General features: G+C 27.9%; 16 protein-coding genes and 1 pseudogene. 10 read left to right on the forward strand and 7 right to left on the reverse strand.

The genetic code is table 11. From position 1 onward, the window contains the following. The first annotated feature begins 293 nt into the window (after positions 1 to 293). The 3 genes from C1715_RS04270 to C1715_RS04280 all read left to right on the forward strand — a co-directional run bounded on the left by C1715_RS04270 (position 294) and on the right by C1715_RS04280 (position 5392). Complete coding sequence (locus C1715_RS04270) at positions 294 to 1607, forward strand: radical SAM/SPASM domain-containing protein (protein ID WP_035292838.1); 1314 nt, start codon at positions 294 to 296, stop codon at positions 1605 to 1607. 715 nt (positions 1608 to 2322) lie between these two features. Next, the gene (locus tag C1715_RS04275; RefSeq protein WP_102398934.1) at positions 2323 to 3549 is read left to right on the forward strand and encodes an IS701 family transposase; all 1227 of its coding nucleotides are present in this window, start codon (positions 2323 to 2325) and stop codon (positions 3547 to 3549) included. 289 nt (positions 3550 to 3838) lie between these two features. Then, positions 3839 to 5392 (forward strand): ABC transporter transmembrane domain-containing protein, encoded by a 1554-nt coding sequence (locus tag C1715_RS04280; RefSeq protein WP_035292836.1) that lies wholly within the window; start codon positions 3839 to 3841, stop codon positions 5390 to 5392. Between the two features lie 552 nt (positions 5393 to 5944). Here C1715_RS04280 and C1715_RS19720 read toward each other — a convergent pair. The 3 genes and pseudogenes from C1715_RS19720 to C1715_RS19615 form a co-directional block, all read right to left on the reverse strand. Then, positions 5945 to 6376: pseudogene (locus C1715_RS19720) on the reverse strand (transposase); the annotation flags it as partial. A gap of 12 nt (positions 6377 to 6388) precedes the next feature. Next, the gene (locus C1715_RS19725; protein ID WP_242971884.1) at positions 6389 to 6847 is read right to left on the reverse strand and encodes a hypothetical protein; all 459 of its coding nucleotides are present in this window, start codon (positions 6845 to 6847) and stop codon (positions 6389 to 6391) included. A gap of 658 nt (positions 6848 to 7505) precedes the next feature. Further along, entirely contained in the window at positions 7506 to 7787 is a 282-nt protein-coding gene (locus C1715_RS19615; protein WP_051931770.1) for a hypothetical protein, read from the reverse strand. Positions 7788 to 8998: 1211 nt separating this feature from the next. Between C1715_RS19615 and C1715_RS19265 the strand changes: the two genes are divergently transcribed. After that, positions 8999 to 9154 (forward strand): hypothetical protein, encoded by a 156-nt coding sequence (locus C1715_RS19265; RefSeq protein ID WP_180963987.1) that lies wholly within the window; start codon positions 8999 to 9001, stop codon positions 9152 to 9154. 33 nt (positions 9155 to 9187) lie between these two features. Here C1715_RS19265 and C1715_RS04295 read toward each other — a convergent pair whose 3' ends face one another. Beyond that, on the reverse strand, positions 9188 to 10429 hold the full coding sequence (locus C1715_RS04295; RefSeq protein ID WP_102399399.1) for an IS701 family transposase: 1242 nt from the start codon (positions 10427 to 10429) through the stop codon (positions 9188 to 9190). Between the two features lie 272 nt (positions 10430 to 10701). Here C1715_RS04295 and C1715_RS04300 point away from each other — a divergent pair, with 272 nt between their 5' ends. Then, positions 10702 to 12030, forward strand: coding sequence for an erythromycin esterase family protein (locus C1715_RS04300; protein WP_035292832.1), 1329 nt, complete (start codon positions 10702 to 10704; stop codon positions 12028 to 12030). 171 nt (positions 12031 to 12201) lie between these two features. Here C1715_RS04300 and C1715_RS04305 read toward each other — a convergent pair whose 3' ends face one another. After that, positions 12202 to 13290, reverse strand: coding sequence for a M24 family metallopeptidase (locus C1715_RS04305; protein ID WP_102399400.1), 1089 nt, complete (start codon positions 13288 to 13290; stop codon positions 12202 to 12204). 395 nt (positions 13291 to 13685) lie between these two features. Between C1715_RS04305 and C1715_RS04310 the strand changes: the two genes are divergently transcribed. From C1715_RS04310 to C1715_RS04320, 3 genes are all read left to right on the forward strand, one after another. Further along, positions 13686 to 14240 (forward strand): ECF transporter S component, encoded by a 555-nt coding sequence (locus C1715_RS04310; protein ID WP_341457736.1) that lies wholly within the window; start codon positions 13686 to 13688, stop codon positions 14238 to 14240. A gap of 459 nt (positions 14241 to 14699) precedes the next feature. Then, positions 14700 to 15830: a pyridoxal-phosphate-dependent aminotransferase family protein gene (locus C1715_RS04315; RefSeq protein ID WP_102399401.1), complete on the forward strand. Its 1131-nt coding sequence runs from the start codon at positions 14700 to 14702 to the stop codon at positions 15828 to 15830. Between the two features lie 350 nt (positions 15831 to 16180). Next, positions 16181 to 17470, forward strand: a complete 1290-nt coding sequence (locus tag C1715_RS04320) for an NCS2 family permease (RefSeq protein WP_102399402.1) — start codon at positions 16181 to 16183, stop codon at positions 17468 to 17470. A 145-nt stretch (positions 17471 to 17615) separates the two neighbouring features. Here the strand turns inward: C1715_RS04320 and C1715_RS04325 are convergent, their stop codons facing one another. Beyond that, positions 17616 to 18029: a hypothetical protein gene (locus C1715_RS04325; RefSeq protein WP_102399403.1), complete on the reverse strand. Its 414-nt coding sequence runs from the start codon at positions 18027 to 18029 to the stop codon at positions 17616 to 17618. A gap of 189 nt (positions 18030 to 18218) precedes the next feature. On the opposite strand from C1715_RS04325, the gene C1715_RS04330 reads away from it, so the two are divergent. Both C1715_RS04330 and megL read left to right on the forward strand, forming a co-directional pair. Continuing rightward, positions 18219 to 18905: a DUF2238 domain-containing protein gene (locus C1715_RS04330; protein ID WP_180963988.1), complete on the forward strand. Its 687-nt coding sequence runs from the start codon at positions 18219 to 18221 to the stop codon at positions 18903 to 18905. Positions 18906 to 18999: 94 nt separating this feature from the next. Next, positions 19000 to 20193 (forward strand): methionine gamma-lyase, encoded by a 1194-nt coding sequence (megL, locus tag C1715_RS04335; protein WP_102399497.1) that lies wholly within the window; start codon positions 19000 to 19002, stop codon positions 20191 to 20193. A gap of 791 nt (positions 20194 to 20984) precedes the next feature. On the opposite strand, the gene dsdA is transcribed toward megL, so the two are convergent. Continuing rightward, the gene (gene dsdA / locus C1715_RS04340; protein WP_102399404.1) at positions 20985 to 22310 is read right to left on the reverse strand and encodes a D-serine ammonia-lyase; all 1326 of its coding nucleotides are present in this window, start codon (positions 22308 to 22310) and stop codon (positions 20985 to 20987) included. Between the last annotated feature and the right edge of the window lie 16 nt (positions 22311 to 22326).

A 22326-nucleotide genomic window follows, 5' to 3' on the forward strand; every position in this document is an offset into this window, starting at 1 on the left:
GGTTAACAATAATGTATATATGTAGGTATTCAGTGAACTTAAGTTTCTTTCTTAATAGTAGTATACCAAAATTGATGTTTAGAATTAGTATATTGATATTTTTTTATTATCATTTTTATTTTTAATAAACTGATATAGTTTTTTACTGTGGCATATGGTACAGCTTGATGTAACTCTTGATATTGAACCTTCAACTTCTAAAGGGAAATAATGTTTTGTGGTGAAGTTATTTAACTATAAGGTTAAGATAGTTAAATATTTATATAAGAAATTAAGAATAGGGGGAATTTTATATGTTGTTAAAAAAATCAAAATTTAACATTAAAGTAGATAAGGATTCTAAGGGAAATCAATTAATATTTAATACATTAACTAATGCGTTTGCATTATTTGATGAAGAAACGTTGAAAGCAATAGATGAAATTGAATATTTGAAAAATTATGAGGAAAAGTTTAATAAAAAAATAGTAGAAAATATTATGCTGGCTTTTGAAAATGGTTTCTTAATAGAACAAGATTTAAATGAGTTAGATATTCTCAAATATTATAGAGAAGTAGGTAGATTTACTAAAGAGACACTAGCTATAACAATAGCTGTAACAATGAATTGTAATATGAATTGTCCTTATTGTTTTGAGAAGAAAAACACTAAAAGAATGGAGGAAAATGTAAAGATAAAATTAATCGAGTTCATTGAAAATTCATTAAAATCAAGTAATACTAAATCATTATCAATAACTTGGTTTGGAGGAGAACCACTATTAGAGTTAAATACAATAGTAGAGTTATCTGAAAGTTTTATAGAAATATGTGAAAGATTAAATGTTAAATATAATACTAAGATTATAACAAATGGAGTTTTATTAGACAGAAATACTGCACAAATATTGTTAGAGAAGTGTAAAATAAAAAATGTTCAAATTACATTAGATGGATTAAGAGATACTAATGATAAAAGAAGACATTTAAAAAATAATAAAAGTAGTTTTGATATTATTTGTAAAAATATAAAAACAACTCAAGATATAATGGATATTTTACTAAGAGTTAATATAGATAAAAATAACTCAAAAGAAGCAAAAGAAATAGTGGAATACTTTTATTCCAATGAGTTCAAGATTAAAAATATAGCTTTTGCTCCTGTTACGTTTATATATGAAGATGATAAAAATAAAGATAATTGTTATAGTAAAGATGAATTTTATAATTTATTACCTCAGTGGGAGGAATATGCTTTTAATAGATTTCATTATATTGAAACACCAAGTACTGTTCCAGTTGCTTGTGGAGCACTTTCAATTAACTGTTTTGGAATAGATCCTGAAGGATATATATATAGATGTTGGACTGATATAGGCATTAAAGATAAAAATTCAGGTGATATTTTTTATGGAGAAAAACTAGATGGCTATACATTAAAGTGGTTAATTGAAGATATTGAAGATGAATGTAAAAAGTGTATATTATTGCCTATTTGCCAAGGAGGTTGTTCATATCATAAGTTTAATGGGAAAGGTGATTCGTTTAGATGTGCTAGTAATGAGAAAGTAATAATTGAAGGCTTAAAGAGATATTACAGAAAGTATTTAAAAGATGAAATAGTTTAATATACTGAAGAATATAGAAAATTATAAAATAACAATAAAAAAATAATACGCTGATTTAAGAAAGTAAACTTAAGTTTTCCAAATGTAGTAATTAAAGCAACTTGCAATTTTATTGAGAGCTTGTATTATTATGTTTTTTACGACATGCAGTATTTCAAAAAATTCCATTAATATTCAATTAATTAGGTTAAAATTATTATATATTTGTTCGTAAAATGATGTATTAAATTTATGTATACTAAGAAGAGGAGAGACTACTATTATTATTTTATATTGGTTTGATTTGTAAAAAAACAATGGTTTTATACCAGTTTAAAGTATTTTTGTATTCTTTATTTATGATATGTACTTAAGCATTAGACATGACATAAATTCTAAATGTATCTGAAATATTTATTTAACTTTATCCATGCGTAAATTACGTTATAATAAGTTATTTGTAAAAGATATATTAAAGTTACATATGGAGAAAGCAAGAATTTATTTTTTATAGTCAATTAGTTTATTAAGTAAATCTTCTCTAATCTCTTCTTAAGGTATAACTCAATATTTAATGTTGGCTTATTAATTTTATAGTGTTAATTATATAAGTAACTTAACTTCTGCAAAATAAAAAGTTAAATTGGTAGTATTACCAAAAAATAAATATGGCACACTGACCTTATCCGTGATATATAAAAGTTACTACTCAATTAAAACACGGGAGGTTGTCAGTATGCCAAGTAAATTTACTAATCATATTGTATCCATTAATGATGAACTTTACAATTACTTAAATGATGTAAATTATGGAATGAGTAAACCTCAATTTCATCATATATCCACTATTATTAATGGATTAATAAATTTAGATGGCACTAAATCTTTATTAAAGATTTCAGAATATATACTAGCTGCTAAAAGCAGCAGTTCCATATATAGATTTTTGAGTAACTCTAAATGGGACGATAGTCTCATAGATAGAAATCGTATTAATTATTTAAAACTACATTTTAATAAACTCATAAAGCCTAAATCCGTAGGATTCTTAGTTATAGATGATACTGTTAATCCAAAAACTCAAGCAAAGAAGATGCAAGGATTAAGCTATAATCATTGCCATACAGAAGGTAAAAATCTTTGGTCCCACTGTGTAGTTACTTCTAATTTTGTAGCAGAGGATATGTCTATTCCGCTAAACTATAAGTCTTATTTTAACGAAGAAAACTGCAAAAATCATAATAAAAAATTTATGAGTAAACCAGATATAGCTTTAGGTTTTATTAATTCTTTTGAAAAACCTTCTAACTGCGATAAAATATATTGTCTTACTGATAGTTGGTACACTAGCGAAAAGTTAATTAATGGTTGTATTTTAAAAGGTTTTAACTTTATTGGGGCTTTAAAATCTAATAGAAAAATCTCTCCATTAGGAATTTCAATGCAAATTAAGGAATTTGCTAAATATATAAATCCATCTACCTTAGATGTAGTTACCGTCGAAGGTAAGGATTATAGAGTATATAAATACGAAGGCAAAGTTTCAAAGATTGAAAATGCATTAGCCTTAATTTGCTATGAAGTTGATGGGGACAGCTTTAAAGAACCAGTATATCTAATGTCTACAGACATAGAACTTAGTAATAAAGCTATAATAAAATACTATCTATATAGATGGAACATTGAAACTAATTACAAATATCTTAAAACACACTTAGGTTTTGACGAATATAAAGTTCAAGGTATACTCTCTATCGAGAGGTATTTTCTACTTACATTTTTAGCAATCAATTTTTTAGAGATTTATAGATTATATAATCCTAAAAAACTTGAAACCATTGGTGATACTATAAAGTCTATAAAAAGCCTATCGGCTAAAGAATTGGTGCGTTTTGTTTATGAGGAAGCTAAAAATGATATACCTTTAGACACAATACTTGCTGAATTAAAATTAGTTTCTTAAAAAATTTTGTAAGTTACTTATAGGGAAAGTATAGAATTAAATGCTGTAACTATATTCCTATTAAAGAACTTACATCTATATTTGGGTTTTTAGCTTTTAAAATTAAAGAAGTTAAGTAAGTAATTATAAAGTTCATCGTTAATACTGAAAAGTTAGTGTGTTATATTTATTTTTTATTTTATAAAGTTAAAAAAATTGAATTTATTATGAAAGTTATTTTATCATCAGAGGATTAAAAAAGCAATATTCATATAAGTTTATCAAACATAATTGTACATATGGAGGATTTATGGAAAAAAACGTTTATTTTAATTATTTAAATAAATATAAAATTAGAATATTAATTATGATGGTATTATGTATTTTACTAACAGTTACATCATTATTGAAGCCTTATATAATTTCAAATTTTTTTGACTTACTAACTAATAACCTTAGAGATACAAAAAAGGTAGTGAACAATATATATTTACTAATTTTAATTTGGATGAATCAAATAATCACAGGATATTTTTTTAATATGGAAAAGATAAAATTAGATAGCAAATTTATGTTTAATATATTATCTAATGTTATAGAACATTTAAAAGTAATTCCCTATTCTGAATATATAAAACTAGATAGCGGTTATTTATGTGATAGATTAGTTTCAGATGCCTCAGAAATTTCAAATTTTATTATTGAAAATATATTTGAGGTGACTATTAATATTCTTTCTATAACAATTTCTTATTTTATGATATTTAAAATATATTTTTTATTTGGATTAATACTTTTGCCTATGTTTTTAATATATAGCATGCTATATATTTTTTTTAAAGAAAAGATATATTTAAGTAATTATACATATACAGATGAACACAGCAAATTTTTTTCAAAATTAATTCGTGAATTAAAAAATATAAAATCAATAAAAATCAATAGTTGGCATAAAGAGAGTAAAAATGAGTTATATAATGCTTTTGTTTTGTTGTTTAATAAAGGAGTCAATTTTTCTAAAATTTCATATATGTATTCTAATGTTCAAAATGTAGTTACCTTTAGTTCTAATATAGTAATTTTATTATATGGTGTTTCACTGGTTGAAAAAAATATCATAACTATAGGTAAACTCATAGTTTTCAACTCTTTTTTTAATGTAATAATATCTGGCATTAATTATTTCTTATCACTTAGTCAGCAATATCAACAATATCTTGCGTCTAAGAATAGGATTGATAAATTATTATTAATAAAGGAAGAGATTATTGGAAATGTTACTTTAAAAGAAGTAGAAGATTTACAAATAAGAAATTTATCTTTTTATTATGAAAAAGAAAATCAAATAATTAAAAATTTGAATTATAAATTTAAAAAAGGAAAAATATATTGTATTTGTGGTAAAAATGGAAGTGGAAAAAGTACTTTATTTGATCTTTTATTAGGGCTATATGACAATTATTCTGGAGAGATTTATATAAATAGTACAAATTTAAAATATATAAATTTATATAATTTTAGAAAAGAAAATGTTTCTATTTGTCAGCAAGAGCCTGATGTTTTTAGTTATACTATAAATAAAAATAAAAAAAATAGTTATTTTAACTGTATTTTTAATAATTATAAAAATTTATCTGGAGGGGAAAAGCAAAAGAGTGCTTTAAATATGTGTTTGAATAAAAAATTTGATATATTACTGTTAGATGAACCTTCATCAGCTTTAGACAAGGATAGTGTAAAAAAATTGAAACAAATTCTTAAAAAGTTGAAGAAAAATTCTATAATAATTGTAATAACTCATGATCGTGAACTTATAGAAAATGCAGATTATATTATTAATATAGGGGATGTTATTAATAAATAAACTTTATAATTTTGCAAGTTAAAAAATATATTTATTAAAGTTATTAAATATATAAGTAATCAATAGAATGTATTATGGTTATAAGAATTGGATACTTAATCTATAATTATTTTTAGTAGATATGAGTATAATTAATAAAAAACTAAATAGTTAAAGTAAAATGATTCCAATTTTTATTAAGCGTAGCTTGTTAAGATAAATTTGAGCTAGGAATTGATAATAAAAAAGCAAAAAAGGGGTAAGCTACTTCTCTAGTAAATTTTAATGTTAAAAAATATATTTTAATTAAGCAGTTCTTTTTAATCCCGATAGGGATTTGGATTTATCTACACCACCAGCTTTTATAGCAGCAAGCACAATGTTTAAAAGGCAAATGTGTCCAATGGTATTTAGGTTAGTAACAGAGTTAATATTTTTAACATAAGCTTGTTCGGTATTAAGATTTTTCCACCTAGAATTGTATCTTTCAGATTCAGTTCTAAGACCATATGTTTTTTAAAAAAATATAGAATCAAGATTTATAGAAGCTCTATAATCAGTATGAATGCTTATTTATTTTACACAACCTCTATTCATTTTGCCATTAAAATATTTTTCACGTTTACATGGACGCGATGAATCATCTTTTGATTTTCTATAAGGACAACAAAATTTTTGCTTAATATAAGAATCAAAATATTGTTTACCATCTTTGTGCATGGCTAAACCGCAATCACATATTATATTCCCTTTAGATGTTAAAGTCTTTTTCTTAGTGCCGCGTTTATTTAAGGCAATAAAGGCGTGAACTTTAAGTATATTACGAATAAAATCATGATTTTGCTTTGAGTCATAACCTTTATCAGCGATAATATAACTACTGTTAAGTGAAAACCATTCATTTGTAGCAGTAGGAATTTTTATAAGAGTAGAAATTTCATTAATATCTGCAGTTGTAGTAAATTTGGCAATAGGAAGACCCGATATAACATCACAAATAATGTGGTGTTTATAACCTCAGTAAAAATTATAAAATTTCGTTGATTTATTGGATTTAACAGGAGCAGCGTCAACGGCTACAAAGTTATTATCAATAAAACCTAACTCTTTAAGGAGAGTAACTTGATTTTTCATAATTTCTTTAATATAAGAGTTAGAAAGATTTTTTATAAATCTTTGAAAAACATAGTATGAAGGCAAAGGCTTTAAAATATTGAAACTGCAAAGCTGCGCTATAATTAAATTATTTTCTAAAAAATTTTTAAGGTCAATAATTTGAGCAAACTTTTCACATTTTATAACAATAAATTCTCTAAAAAGGGTATTTCGTGAAAAGCCTGTAGCGCCGTATTTAGAAGGCACCCTATCGGGTAATGAAGATAAATCAAGGTTATCAAAAATTTTTGTATAAAAATTGATAAGTTTTTGGGAAATAAAAAGTTCAATTATATTAAAGATTTCTTGACGTTGATACATAGGGATTTTCACCTTATTGTTTTTATATTATGTGTGATAATCTAGTATAATTCGACAAAAATGTAGAGAGATCCCATGATATATATATTTGAGTGATTAAAAAAATTAGCCCTAATGAGCTCGTGATATTAACCCCTCAGAGTTATGCTCAAGGCTATTATTTTTAGAATTAAGGGGGTGATAAAAACTTTTAATTAATAGGTTTGAGGTGTGTGAATTAAATTATTTGGGTAAAGGTTAAGATTATTTTACATTTTGAAAATCTGCAAAATATACAAAACTATAATAGTGCATCTTATCTTAAATAATTTTACAGTTAAATAACTAAACAGATTCCTAAGCTATTTTTAATAACTCAAAAAATTCTTCTAATGACTTTCCATTAGAAATTGCTTTATAAAATATATATTGTTTTCGATTTTGCTAAATCTTTATTGACTAATTTATACCTAGTATTAAAGTGACAGCAGCAATTAGAATATAATGTGCAATAAGTATAACTTATTATAATTATTGTGAAGTATATATTGATATACTTTTCACTTTTTATTTGGTATCTATCTTTGCAATCTTTAAAAAATAGTTCAATAATCCAGCTGCCAGTATATTTAGATACAAAATTTTATAGTTTGTATTTATATTGTACCTTATGCTACTTTCAAAGCTTAAAAATAGCTTCAAGAGGTAAATTATCTTTTGCAGATTCATAAACCCATTGAATGTTATCTCTTTTAAATTGATCTCTGCAAATTATTAAGCCTTTTCCGAAGGAATCATTAGCGTCCTCTTGAACTGAATAATAAATATATGTCAAAGAAATTAGAAATGATAATCTATCAAGAGATTTTGTAGAGCTTACTTGATAAGTATTAAGTCCAAGATTGTTCTTTGTCTGCCTAAAAAATATTTCAATAGGCCAACGTTTACTGTAACAAGGCAAACATCATCCTTTTGAATATACTGGGAAAAATTATGAACTTGAATACCAAATCCTTTCGGATAAATAACTTGGTTAGTTTTTAATGCACCAATAAGATGATAAAGCTTTTTGAAATGAGCATTTACAACGTTTTTGTTGGTAAAGCATGAATCACACAATCCGTAGGCTGCGCCATTAGGTGAAGGAAGACTCGCTACTATTTGACAAATCATTTCTATTTTGCTTTTTTAAACTTTTTTTATAATGCTTAATAGAATAGGGTGAAATTTTTTTACCACAGGAAAGCATGGTTGTAAGTAATTGATGTCCCAAAACTTTTTTACCTTTTAAATGTGAATGATGAAATCCTATTTCCTAAATTGTGTTTTTAGCCTTTGACGAGGGCTTAGTTTTTTCAGCAATAGTATCATCATAAATTGCAAATATAGGTAAATCAGTTGATGATTAATATTCATAAATGGAACTTACAATAAATTTTCTAATGTCTTTCCATGCAAAATTAATATTCCAAACACCTTCACTTAAAAATTTACCAAAGGTTGTTCTATTACAATTAGCAAGACTTAGTAAGACAATATCATTTATTGTTCCTTTGTGAACCTTTTGGGTAGAAACTTTTATAAATTCTCTAATATGCTTTAATATAGGTTTTGAGAAGTATAAAAAGAATCCAATGTTAAATAAAAACTGGCTTATTGGTGATTTCTTTCATAAAATACTTTTATGAAACATATGTTTCACTCCTGTTATTAAAGTTTTTGTGCAAATTAATTTATACAATAAAATGTGAAGTTTGTCTCTATTTTTTATAATTTTTTAACTGTAAGCTTATGTTGAGAGATTTTCGCAACTAAAGTTAAAAAATATATATAAGAATTAATGATTTATCTAAAGAAATAAATATCTTTAATGAGCAATCATTTTGAAAAGATTTTTTTAGATAAATAACTTTATTAGTTTTTAGAACTTCAATATAGTTGTAACCAGTTTTCACGAAGCTATTAAAAATAGTTTTACAATTATACCAACTATCACACACAACGTAACTTACATTTTCAGGTTTAGGCAGATTTGTAATTAAATTTTTAGTTAACTCTATTTTACTCATAGATTCTTTGTCATAAATATCTATGGAGTACGGAAGAAATAAACTATAACACGAAAGTAAGAAAACTAAATTTCATGTAAATAATAGATGCTAAAAGTATAATTTGAAAAAAGTAGATTTTGATTATAAGATAATTTATTGGGCACTTGACATAGATCAAGATTATAAAAAACTTTGTATGAAAATTGATAAGTTTATTTATGTAAAAGATTTCTTGACGCTGGTAGATGGAAATCATCCTTTATTCTTATTTCTTTAAATGAGCAAAAACACTTACATTATTTTACATTACTTAAGCACACTTATTGTGTGATAATTTAAGAGTATCAAAAATAGCATTTAAACTAACTCCTTTTTTATATTGAGAATATACCCAAGCAATTACTTCTTGTTGGGATTGTTTACGAGCTATTTTTAAACCTTCTCCAAATTTAGAACAATCTGTGCTTATGCAACAAGTACAATAAAGATAAGTCAATTGAGTTAAAATCCAAAATCTCTTTATGGCTTTTTCACCACGAACTTGATAATTATCAAAACCTAATTCCATCTTATTTTGACGGAAAAATACTTCAATTGTCCAACGTTCACGGTATTGAAAAAGTATTTCTTCTGTTGTGAGATTTATATCTGTTGATATAAAAGATTTTAATGCTTTTTCATTATAGAGAGCTTCTTTAGGATAACTAATAAGAATTACAACATTTTTAAAACCATTGATTTTGCCCTCATATCTATAAACATAGTAAGAGTGCTTATTCACTGTTACGAGGTGAAAGTCTTCCTTGTTTATAGTTTTGGCAAAACCATTAATTTTATGATTCATGCGCGAGCATTTTGGGTATATAATTCTATTAGTTTTTAACGCTCCTATATATTCAAAGCCTTTTGCCTTTGCTGTTTTTATAATTATTTCAGCACTATACCAACTATCCCCTAAGACGAAACCTTGAATAGGTGGTTCGGGTAATGAAGATATTATATTTACAGCAATATTAATCTTAGTAAATTTTTTATTGTCTTTATCGACTTTAGTCTTATCATAAAGCGTTAGCTGATAAGGAATTGTAACATCGCCACATTGTAGTAAAGCACCTACAACTTGGTGTCCATAGACTTTTTTATTTTCTAAATGTGATTGATGAAATTGACACTTTTCTATAGGATTTTTAGCCCGTGACGAAGGCTTTGTCTTCTTACAGATAGTATCATCAATAATCACATAAATAGGCTTTCCTGTATCACGAGATAACTGCCAAATTTTATTAACTGCGAACTTTTGTAATGCTCTCAAAATATAATCTTCATTCCATGGGCTTTTGGATAAAAATTGACCTATGGATGTTCTATAAGTACTCTGATAGCAACTTTCAGCTATATGAATAACTTTGCCATCATACCCACGACCTACGGATGCAAAGATAAATTCACAAACATGTTTTAATTGAGGCAGTGTTAAATATAATGATAATCCAAGTTTAATTATGAAATTGTTAATCTCTTTATTATATGGTATATTATTTTCTGTAGACATTTATATTCATCCTTTGTTTATGTTTTCTGACAGAAATATAATACACTAGGATATTATGAATGTCTATTTTTATTCCATAATTTGTTATGAAATTTGCTCATTTAAAGCTTATTTATATTAGGTGTATTAATATACTATAATTAGAATAAAATGTGACAAAATCCTATTATGTATATTTGAGCAATTAAAAAATTAGCTTTACTGGGCTAATAATATTAAGACCTTGGAATTATGTACAAGCTTAATAAGATTATTTAGGTGGTGATAAAAATATGAAAAAAAGGTTATTGTCAGTATTAGTAGTTTTATTAATATGTTTAAATTTTGTAGGATGTAGTAAAACGGGTACAGATGTAGAGAATTCAAATAAGAAGATACCTAAAAAGGCGTATATAGAGTATCTAGAAAAGAACACTAAGAATCTTGATGTTAGGGATAATGAAGAATTTTCATCATACACACTTTTAAATTCGGATGTTAAGGACAAAGAGATATTTTTGATAGGAGAAGCTCATAATATAGATGTAAATTATGATATTAAGTGGAAATTCATGAAGTATTTTAAAAAGGAAACCAATTTTAAATATTTAATAATAGAATATGGTTTTTTGGATTCACTTAATATAAATAAATATGTTGAAACTGGTAATGAGAATTATTTAAAAAAGGTTTTTATGCCCAATTTGGAAGACTATGAATTTTTTCGTAAAATGTACCGTTACAATATGAGTTTAAGTGACAAAGATAAAATAACAGTGGTAGGCATAGATACGATACCTAGTATTGATGCTTCTCAGTATTTAGTAGAAAAACTTAAAGATAAAAACTTATTACTAGAACAAAAGATGGATCTTCAATCTTTAAAAGAGATATATATGCAAATACAAGATGTATCTAAGCAAGAATATGGAGATAAAAGCAGTGAAGATAAATTAAAAGATAACTACATGGATTTAAAAAAGAAGGTTAATAATGTATATAATAAAATATATAATAAAGAAAAATATTATAGAGAAATTTTAAATGAAGAGGAGTTTAATTTTTTTATTGTACTAGATAACTTAAAGAGTAATATGGATACTTTTGATTTTAGTAAGAAAGGTAATAGTATTGAGGAAATACAAGATGAGGCATATCTTAAAAGAGAAGGTGTAATGTATGAAAATTTTAAAAAGATATATAGTCATTTTCAAAGGGGAAAATATTTTGGACAAATGGGGCTATACCATGTTTTTTTGCACAAAGTTAATATAAACTGGTTTGGTGCACGTGTTAACGAGGGTGATAAACAATTTAGAAATAAAGTAATCAGTATTCCCATATTTTATAAAGAATGTACTAATTCAAAAGGTACTCCTATATCAACTTATAAAGATAGTGATGACTTAGATAAAGTTTTAAAGCAGCAATATAGTCTAATCAAATTAAATGGAAGTAAATCACCATTTTCAAAAGAATTAAGGTGGGACTTTATAAATACACTTCAGTGGAGTTCTTCAGGGAAAACATTAGATATACCAAGGGATGGAATGACTACAGATTATTTTCAATATATGATTATAGTTAAAGATGCTAATGGTGCAACTACTATAAAAGACTAAAAAGTTTTTTAATAAGAATTCACTGAAAAAACTATGGCTTTTCAGTGAATTTTTGTATTGTTTGTGAACTTTTTATATCAAAGATAGAGAGAAATTTTATTTGGAAAATTGAAATTAAAATATGTATAATCACAAAAGTGAAGATTTTTCCTAATGTTTCCCTCTATAATTTTAAATTTGTGGTTCTGTCACAATTTTTAGTTCTTTAGGGTAATTATTTAACACTTCGCAACCATCTTCAGTTACTATAACTAGATCTTCTATTCTAACTCCACATTTTCCAGGTACATATATGCCAGGTTCTATAGAGAAAACCATGCCAGGTTTTGCTATTTCCTCATCAGTAGGTCCTACGCTAGGGTATTCGTGATCTTCTATGCCTATGTTGTGACCTGTTCTGTGATTAAAGTATTTGCCGTAGCCTGCTTTTTCTATAACATCTCTTGAGGCTTTGTCTATATCACAAAGTTTAACGCCAGGCTTTACAGCAGCTATGCCTGCCAGGTTAGATTTTAATACAGTATTATATATTTTTTTGCTTTCTTCATCAGGCTCTCCATAGAATACTGTCCTTGTCATATCTGAGCAATAACCATTAGTTCTGCCGCCTATATCTAGAATTATGCAGTCTCCAGATTTTAGTTTTGTACCATCTGAATCATGGTGAGGAGATGCGGCATTTGGGCCATAAGCTGCTATAGGGTAAAAGGAAAATTCATAAGTATTATGTTTTCTATATAAATCAGCTATGCTTTCTGCTAAGTCTTTTTCAGTTTTTTCTGGATGAATAGAGTTTATTAGTTCTTCTATAACCTTATCGTTTATAAGAGAAGCTTCTCTCAAAAGATCTAATTCTTTTGAATCCTTTATCATTCTAACTTCGTCTATAACAATAGAACTATTGATGAATTTAAGATTAGGCTTTTTATTCATTAATGAAATTAAAAAATGAGCAGGCCAGGTTTTGTCTATTCCAAATATGCAATTGTCCTTGCATATAGAAGCTATTTGATTTACAGGATCTTCACCGTCTTTATGAAGAACTAATTCTACACCTATGTTAGAATCTAGTGCAAATAATTCATTGGCAAAGAACTTTATAGTACCTTCTTTATTTATGTATAATGCCATAAGTCTTTCACCTGGTTCTATGGTTAAATCCAATAAATAGTATATGGAAGTAGGAGAAGTCACTATAAGTTGATCTATATTTTTATTTTTCATGTTTTGTATGACTTTTTCTATTCTATTTTTATTCATAATAACACCGTCCTTTTTAGTAATCTAACTATATTAAAACATTTACAATGCGGAATATCAATATTTTAATAGTTCTATAAGAATATTATGATTAACCCACAATAAGGTACAATGTGGACAATTATGGAATTTATTCTTCATGACTTGCATAAGAGCTCGGAACAATAAATTTAATTTAAGAAATTCTAATCTTTTAGCCATATAAAATTATCTAACGCTCACATTCAGAGTTCTGCCTCAGGTTCGCTAGCCTGGCGTCCTTGTCATACTTACGATTGTATATTTTATAGATAGTGTATGGATACATTTGAACAAAAATATGAAACGAATATATAATGTAAGTGTGATGTATTGCATTCACTAGGATTAATAATACGAAAAAGGGGGTTCTTATTGTGAATAATATTGGTGAAGGAGTTTCAAAGACTAAGATTTCTACAGTAAATTCTAAATTAAAGGATATGGTTATATCAGCACTTTTAATTGCATTAGTATTTGTTGCTACAAGATTTATTAATATTAGATTACCTATAGCTGTAAATGGTGGACTTATACATTTAGGAAATGCTATGTTATTTGTGGCTGCTATTGTATTTGGAGGTAAAAAAGGAGCTATTGCAGGTGCATTTGGAATGGGACTGTTTGATTTACTATCTGAGTGGGCTATTTGGGCGCCAGCTACTTTTATAATAAGGGGAATAATGGGATATATTATAGGAACCATGGCAAATTCTAATGATAGAAACGGAAAAAAGATTTTATGGAATGTAGTAGGTATAATTTTAGCATCTATATGGATGATAGTGGGATACTATGTGGCAGAGGGAATTTTATACGGTAACTGGATAGCACCGTTAACATCTATTCCAGGAAATATAACACAATTGATTATAGGAGCTATAATAGGAATTCCGCTAGCAGCGGCTTTAAAGAAAACTAAGATTTTTTAGAAATTTAAAATATTAAGTAGTGATTATTGTAATAAATCATTTTACATTAAACACTTAGTTAACATTGAAAATGATAGTAATTTGAATTAAAAATTCAAGGTATTAATTTATATGATTAACCCACAATAAGGTACAATGTAATGGAATTATGAAATTTCTCCTCCATGACTTGCATAAGAGCTTGGAACAATAAATTTAATTTAAGAAATTCTAATCTTTTAGCCATATAAAATTATCTAACGCTCACATTCAGCGTCCTGCCTCAGGTTCGCTAGCCTGGCGTCCTTGCCAGGCTTACGATAATTTTATCTGTCTAAAAGAAGAATTTCTAAAATTAAATTTAAATAGTTCCTTCGCTTCTTATGCAACTCATTCCAGAGAAATTTCATAATTCAAGCAATGTAATACTTATTGTGTGATAATCATTTATATACTATTAAAAGAAAAGAGGGATACATTATGCAGGAAACACTTATAATGACACCAGGTCCAACTTACGTACATGAGGATGTTAGAAGGGCATTAATGAAACCTATTACTAACCCAGATTTGGATTTGAATTTTTATGAATTTTATAGAGAGCTTTGTAATAAAATAAAAAGATTCTTAAATACTAAAAATGAAGTACTCGTTTTATGCGGCGAGGGAATTTTAGGACTAGAAGCAGCTTGTGCATCTTTAATAGAACCAGAAGATAAAGTTTTATGTATACACAATGGAATTTTTGGCAAGGGCTTTGGAGACTTTGCGAAGATGTACGGTGGAGATGTAGTTTACTTTGAAGGTGATTATAGAAGAGGCATAAAATATGAGGAGCTGGAGGAATTTTTAAAGAATAATAATGATTTTAAAGTTGCTACTTTAGTTCATTGCGAAACACCATCAGGAATAACTAATGATGTTGAAAAGCTATGTCCACTTCTTAAAAAGTATGGAATAATAACAGTAGTGGATTCTGTAGCTGGTATGGGCGGTGAAGAATTTAAGGTAGATCAGTGGAATATTGATATAGCTTTAGGTGGATCACAAAAATGTATATCAGCTCCTCCGGGATTGACATTCTTAAGTATAAGTCATGATGCTTGGAATAAAATAAAAAATAGAAAGTCTCCTATAGTGGGATTTTATGCAAATTTAAATAATTGGAGTAATTGGTATGAAGATAAATGGTTTCCATACACTCAGCCTATAAGTGATTTATATGCTTTAGATGTGGCTTTTGATAGAATACTTCAAGATAAAAGTGTAATAAAAAGACATAGGGATATAGCACATAGAGTTAGAATGAGCCTTGTAGAAGGAGGATTAGAATTGTATCCTTTAGATAGCTTTTCTAATACTGTAACTACTATAAATATACCTAAAGGAATAACATATAAAGAAATTTATGATGATATGTTAAATAAGCATAATATAATGATAGCTGGAGCCTTTGACTTCTTAAAGGATAAGGTTATAAGGGTAGGTCATATGGGTGAAAATTGCTATGAAGAAAAATTGTATTTAACACTAAGGGCTTTAAATAGTGTTTTAAGGGAGCACAATATAGATTTAAAAAAGGATTTACACCAAAGCTTTGTAGCTAATTAAATTATAGGGGAGTTTTGGGATTAATTGAGTAAAATGAAGGATTTGCTTTAAACATACTTCAAAATAAATTTATTGGAACTAATTCTTTATAGAATTAGTTCCTTATTTTTTTATTAAAAATATACGAATATTTAATTAGTTAATTATATTTATAATTTGCAAAGTTAGAATTTGCAATAATAGAAACACGAATATTACAAAGAATTAAAATGAATACTTAAAAAAATAATATAAATAATCAAATTTTATTAATAAAATAATAAATAATGTTCGTGAATTTTATTGACTTATAAAATTTATTTTGATAATATGAACAATGTTGAAAAAAATAAGTACAAAGGAGAAAATTTATGGAGGCATTTTTTAAATTAAAAGAAAATGGAACAAATGCAAAAACTGAAATATTAGCTGGCATAACTACATTTATGACTATGGCATATATACTTGTGGTTAATCCAGGTATATTATCAGATGCAGGTATGGATTTTGGTGCAGTATTTACAGCTACTGCATTAGCAGCAGTTATTTCAACATTAATAATGGGGCTTTATGCCAAATTACCTTTTGCACAAGCACCAGGTATGGGATTGAATGCTTTTTTTGCTTATACCATTGTTAAGCAAATGGGATATAGTTGGGAATTTGCTTTGACAGCTGTATTTTTAGAAGGACTTATATTTGTATTATTAACAGCTTTTAATGCTAGAGAGGCAATTGTTGATTCAATACCAGATAATATAAAAAAATCTATATCTGTGGGAATAGGGCTCTTTATAGCATTTATAGGTCTTGAAAATGCAAAAATAGTTCTACATCCTGAAGGAGGAACTATAGTAGCTCTCGGAGATATTACTAGCGGCTATGCACTACTTGCTCTTATAGGAATTTTAATAACTGGGGTACTTCTTGCTAAAAATATAAGAGGAGCATTGCTTATAGGTATTGTAGCCACTACAGTTATAGGAATTCCAATGGGGATAACAAAAGTACCTCATAATATAATAAGTGCACCACCTTCATTATCACCTATATTTATGAAATTTCAATGGAGCCACATATTATCTATGGACATGTTTATAGCACTATTTACACTGCTTTTTATGGACATGTTTGATACCATAGGTACATTGGTAGGAGTAACTACAAAAGCTAATATGATGGATGAAAATGGAAATGTGCCGAGAATAAAGAAGGCTTTATTTGCAGATGCCATAGGGACTACATTAGGAGCGTGTCTTGGAACTAGTACAGTCAGTACTTTTGTAGAGAGTGCATCAGGAGTAGCTGAGGGAGGCAGAACAGGACTTACAGCGGTATCCACTGCAGGTATGTTTGCTATAGCATTATTCTTTTCACCATTATTTATAATGATACCAGCACCAGCTACATCACCAGCTCTTGTATTAGTAGGACTTTTCATGATGGAGCCAATAAAAGAAATTGATTTATTAGACTATACAGAAGCGATACCAGCTTTCTTCACAATTATAATGATGCCTTTAACATATAGTATATCTGATGGTATAGCTTTTGGAATGGTTTCATATATATTTTTAAAAGTGTTAACAAAAAGATATAAGGAAGTGAGCATACCAGCGTATGTGGTTGGAGCTTTATTTATACTAAAATTTTTAATTTAGACTTCTTAAAACAATAAGGTACATGAAAAGAAATAACAAGTCAAATATACTAGTATACTAACTTATTATTTATTTGAATGTGCCTTATATAAAAAATATACAATGACTAGTTAAGGTATGTAATTTAACTAGTCATTGTATATTTTTAATTGGATTTATTACTACAGCTGCATTTATTGCATTTAGAGCAATTACTGCCAGAGCAATTATTACATACACCAATATTGCTACAGTTAGAAGTTTTGCAACACTTAGATGATGTTTCTTTAGCCTTACTTTTATCTGCGGGAACTACCTTTAACATAAAGCTAGAATCTTCATATATTATACTTATAGAGGAAGCATAAAGAAGTATATAATCTTTATACATAAAAAACAAATCATCCACTTCATCTATTACATATTCGCTTCTAAATTCATCTAAACATAAATCCAGGTGACTATTGCCGCATTGCGGTAAATAATCTATTTTAATGCAACTATAACTAGGGTTTTTCTTAAGTAGTTCTAGTAATTTATTCTTTGCTTCTTTGGATACATCTATTGTTAAAAAATTCATATTAAAGCTCCTTTTTAAATAAAAATTAATATATACAGTTTACTTTATATATTTGCTATTTTAAGTATAATTATAGCTTTGATTTGAGAATTATAAATGATAATTTATAAAATATTAACAAAAAATATACATGGATATATTGGGAATTATAATATATTATTTGTATAGTTAAAAATAAGGAGGGATTGTATGAAATTTAAAATTAACAGAGGAAAGAGATTTGAAGTAGTATTAGCTAATGTTATAAGAGGACTTTTAATATTATCAATGATAATTAGTTTTGTTACTAAAAATTATTTAAATTTTTTCACAGCATTACTTACTTTATGGCTTACATTTTTACCTTTTATTATAGCTGAAAAGAATAGAGTTAAGTTACCTCCAAGTTTTCAAATAGTTATATTATTATTTATATTTGCTGCTCAATATTTAGGAGAGATGAGGGAATATTATATTAAATTCTGGTGGTGGGATTTAATGCTTCATACTTTTTCAGGAATTATATTAGGTTTTACAGGATTTTTGCTAATTTATACTCTTAATAAGGATGAAAATGTACAGGTTTATTTAAGTCCTTTTTTCATAGGATTGTTTGCATTTACTTTTGCTTTAAGTGTAGGAGCTTTATGGGAGATATTTGAATTCAGCATGGACAATATTTTTGGATTAAATATGCAAAAATCAGGATTAGTAGATACTATGTGGGACCTAATAGTTGACGGTGTAGGAGGGTTAATAGCAGCATTTTCTGGATATTTTTATGCTAAAAAAGATGAAGAGGGTACATTTAAGAAGCTTTTAAAATCATTTATAGGTATGAATGAAGACATTTTTACAAATGATGAAGGGGAAAAACAACATAATTCAAGAAAATAAATGTTACTTTGAAATTATTGCTAATATTTACACAAATAAATTAAAATGGTATGATATAGGTGAGGGTATACAAAAAACATTGGGGGGTAAAAAAATGAATAAAGAAGAGTTAAAAAATAAGGGTTTTGCAACTAAAGCAATACATGGAGGACATGCTAAAAATTCAGTAGGAGCATTAGCAACTCCTATATATCAAACTTCTACTTTTGTATTTGATTCTGCTGAGCAGGGTGGTAACAGATTTAAAGGACAAGAAGAAGGGTATATATACACTAGATTAGGCAATCCAACTAACACATCTGTAGAGGAAAAGGTAGCATTATTAGAAGGAGCAGAAGCATGTGTATCTACAGCATCAGGTATAGGTGCTGTAGCGTCAGCTATATGGTCAGCTATAAAGGGAGGAGACCATATAGTAGCATCTAAAACTTTATACGGATGCACTTTCGCTTTTTTAAATCATGGTATAACAAGATTTAATGTAGATGTAACCTTTGTAGATACATCAGAACCTGAAAATGTAAGAAATGCCATGAGAGATAACACTAGAGTGGTATATTTAGAAACACCAGCAAATCCAACATTGCAGTTGAGTGATATAGAGGAAATATCTAAAATAGCTCATAAAAATGAAGAGTGCATGGTAATAGTAGATAATACTTTTTCAACTCCATATATACAAAAGCCGCTAGAATTGGAAGCCGATGTGGTAATACATTCTGCAACCAAATTTTTAAATGGACATGGAGATGTTATAGCTGGCTTTGTAGCAGGTAAAAAAGAATTTATAGATACTGTAAGATTATTTGGAATAAAAGATATGACGGGAGCTTCCTTAAGTCCTTTTGATGCATTTTTAATAGGAAGAGGAATGAAAACGCTAGATATAAGATTAGAGAAACATTGTAAAAATGCTATGAAAGTAGCAGAGTTTTTAGAGTCTCATCCAGCAGTAGAAAAGGTATACTATCCAGGATTAAAGGATTTTTCTCAATACGAATTAGCAAGAAAGCAAATGAAACTTCCAGGCGCCATGGTGGCTTTTGAAGTAAAAGGTGGTTTTGATGCGGGAATAAAGGTTATAAATAATGTTAAATTAGCTTCTATCGCAGTAAGTTTAGGTGATGCAGAGACATTAATTCAACATCCAGCTTCTATGACTCATTCTCCTTATTCAAAAGAGGAAAGAGAAGCGGCAGGAATTAGTGATGGACTAATAAGAATAGCTGTAGGGCTAGAGAATGCAGAGGACATAATAGAAGACTTAAAGAATGCGCTAGAAGCATAAATTGTGAGGCAAGTGCCATAAGAAAAATCTGTCTTTAAGTCCACAATAAATATATTTTTTAAGACTGTTCGCAGTACGCCAAGAAATTCTAATGTTTTCAAATTTCAATCCCCTAAAGCTTTCAAACTCGCTTCTAACGGCGCTCAAACATGAAAGCTTCTTAACGGGTATTGAAATTTGAAAACAAAGAATTTCTAAGGCTAGCTCAATAGTCTAAAAAATATATTTATCGTTACCTTAAAGACAGATTTTTCGGTTCATACGTTCATTACTTATGGGGAATACGGCCTACTAAAGGATGATTTTCCTCCACTATGTTACGGAAAATCTTTAATTTATAAAAAAGAAGGCGCTCATAATATTTTTTAGGCGTAGCCTTTCGTTTAATTTACAATTCTAGTTAATAAGGCACATTCAAATAAATAACAAGTCAGTATGCTAGTCTATTTTGCGTCATACTGCGTTAGCAGAACCCATCGATAGTTCTACTAGCGACGGAACCTGTTTCCTTGTCTGACACAAAATATACCTGCATCTTTGACTTGTTATTTATTTTCATGTACCTAATAATATTTCTACTAATTGTGAGATATAATTATTAACTTTGATTAGATACTAGTGAATATCCACTTATTAGAATAAAATATTGGATAAAATTTAATATATTTTGCCGCAATGCATTGGATTGTATAAACTTTAGCTTTAATATTTAGGCTGGCTACCGCCAATAAAAGATTTATCCTTTACTAGCCCCCTAGCCCCCTGAAAATTATGACATAGTCATAATTTCCTTATAAAGTATTATCGGGAACTAAGCTTCCGCCAGTAGCCCAGCATATATGGGTAGAGTTTGGCAATTTAGTTATTATGTCTTTAAACAAAGGAGACTTCAGTGTGTTTATATTTTGCATTAATTTAACAGGTCCTATTAAGCCGGCGCAGGCTGAAGGCTCTAATTTTATGTTTTCCTCAGCTCTAATGTTTTTTAGAAGAGAGTATAATTTTTCATCATCTATAGTATAAATTCCACTTAATAATTCTTCTAAGGTTTTACCTACAAAACCAGAAGGACGCCCCACAGCTAATCCATCAGCGGCAGTTATGTTATCTATGCCGAAATCTTGAACGCATATGTTTTGATGCATTTCTGTGCACATGCCCAGTAACATACATGGAGAATGAGTAGGCTCTGCAAAGAAACAGTGCACATTGTCTTTAAAAACTAGCTTCAAACCGAAGGCTACCCCACCAGGACCGCCCCCTACTCCGCAAGGAAGATATACAAATAAAGGGTGTTCGCTATCTACTATTATATTCATTTCTTCTAATTGCTTTTTTAATCTTCCTGCGGCAACGCTGTATCCAAGGAAAAGATCCTTCGAATTTTCATCGTCTATAAAATAACTATTAGGATTTTTATTAGAAAGTTTTCTTCCTTCTTTCACAGCATTACTATAATCTGCTTCATACTCCATTACAGTAACCCCTTTGCTTCTAAGTAAATCCTTTTTCCACTGTTTAGCATCTTTAGACATGTGAACTATTACATTAAAACCTATTTTTGCACTGGTTATACCTATACTTAGACCAAGATTTCCAGTAGATCCCACTTGTATAGTGTATTTACTGAAGAAATCTTTATATTTTTTTTCACTTAATTTTGAATAGTCATCTTCTATGTGTAGTAAATCATTTTCCATAGCTATTTTCTCAGCATGTTTTAAAACTTCATATATGCCGCCGCGTGCCTTTATGGAGCCAGCTATGGCTAGATGACTATCACATTTTAACAGAAGTTTGTTAGGAATATTTGTATTAAAAGTCATTTCCATTTTACTTTTCATTTTTGGTATTTCTATAAGTGGAGATTCTATAATTCCGTTTAACTTTTCAGTTTCAGGAAATAGTTTGGCTATAAGAGGAGCAAATCTAAGAAGTCTATCTTCAGCGTCTTTTACATTTTCTTCTCCTAGAGAAATTTTATCCATAGCCTTTGGAAAATTGGTGTATTTTTCATTTAGCCAAAAAACTTCTTTTGTATCTATTAAGTTTTTTATAATCGGATATTCTTTAATCCAACTATCTAGAGGCTTACCACAAATATATTTATTCCCCATGAAATCCCTTCTTTCT

This window comes from Haloimpatiens massiliensis, assembly GCF_900184255.1.
In the GTDB taxonomy this organism is placed as follows: Bacteria; Bacillota; Clostridia; order Clostridiales; family Clostridiaceae; genus Haloimpatiens; species Haloimpatiens massiliensis.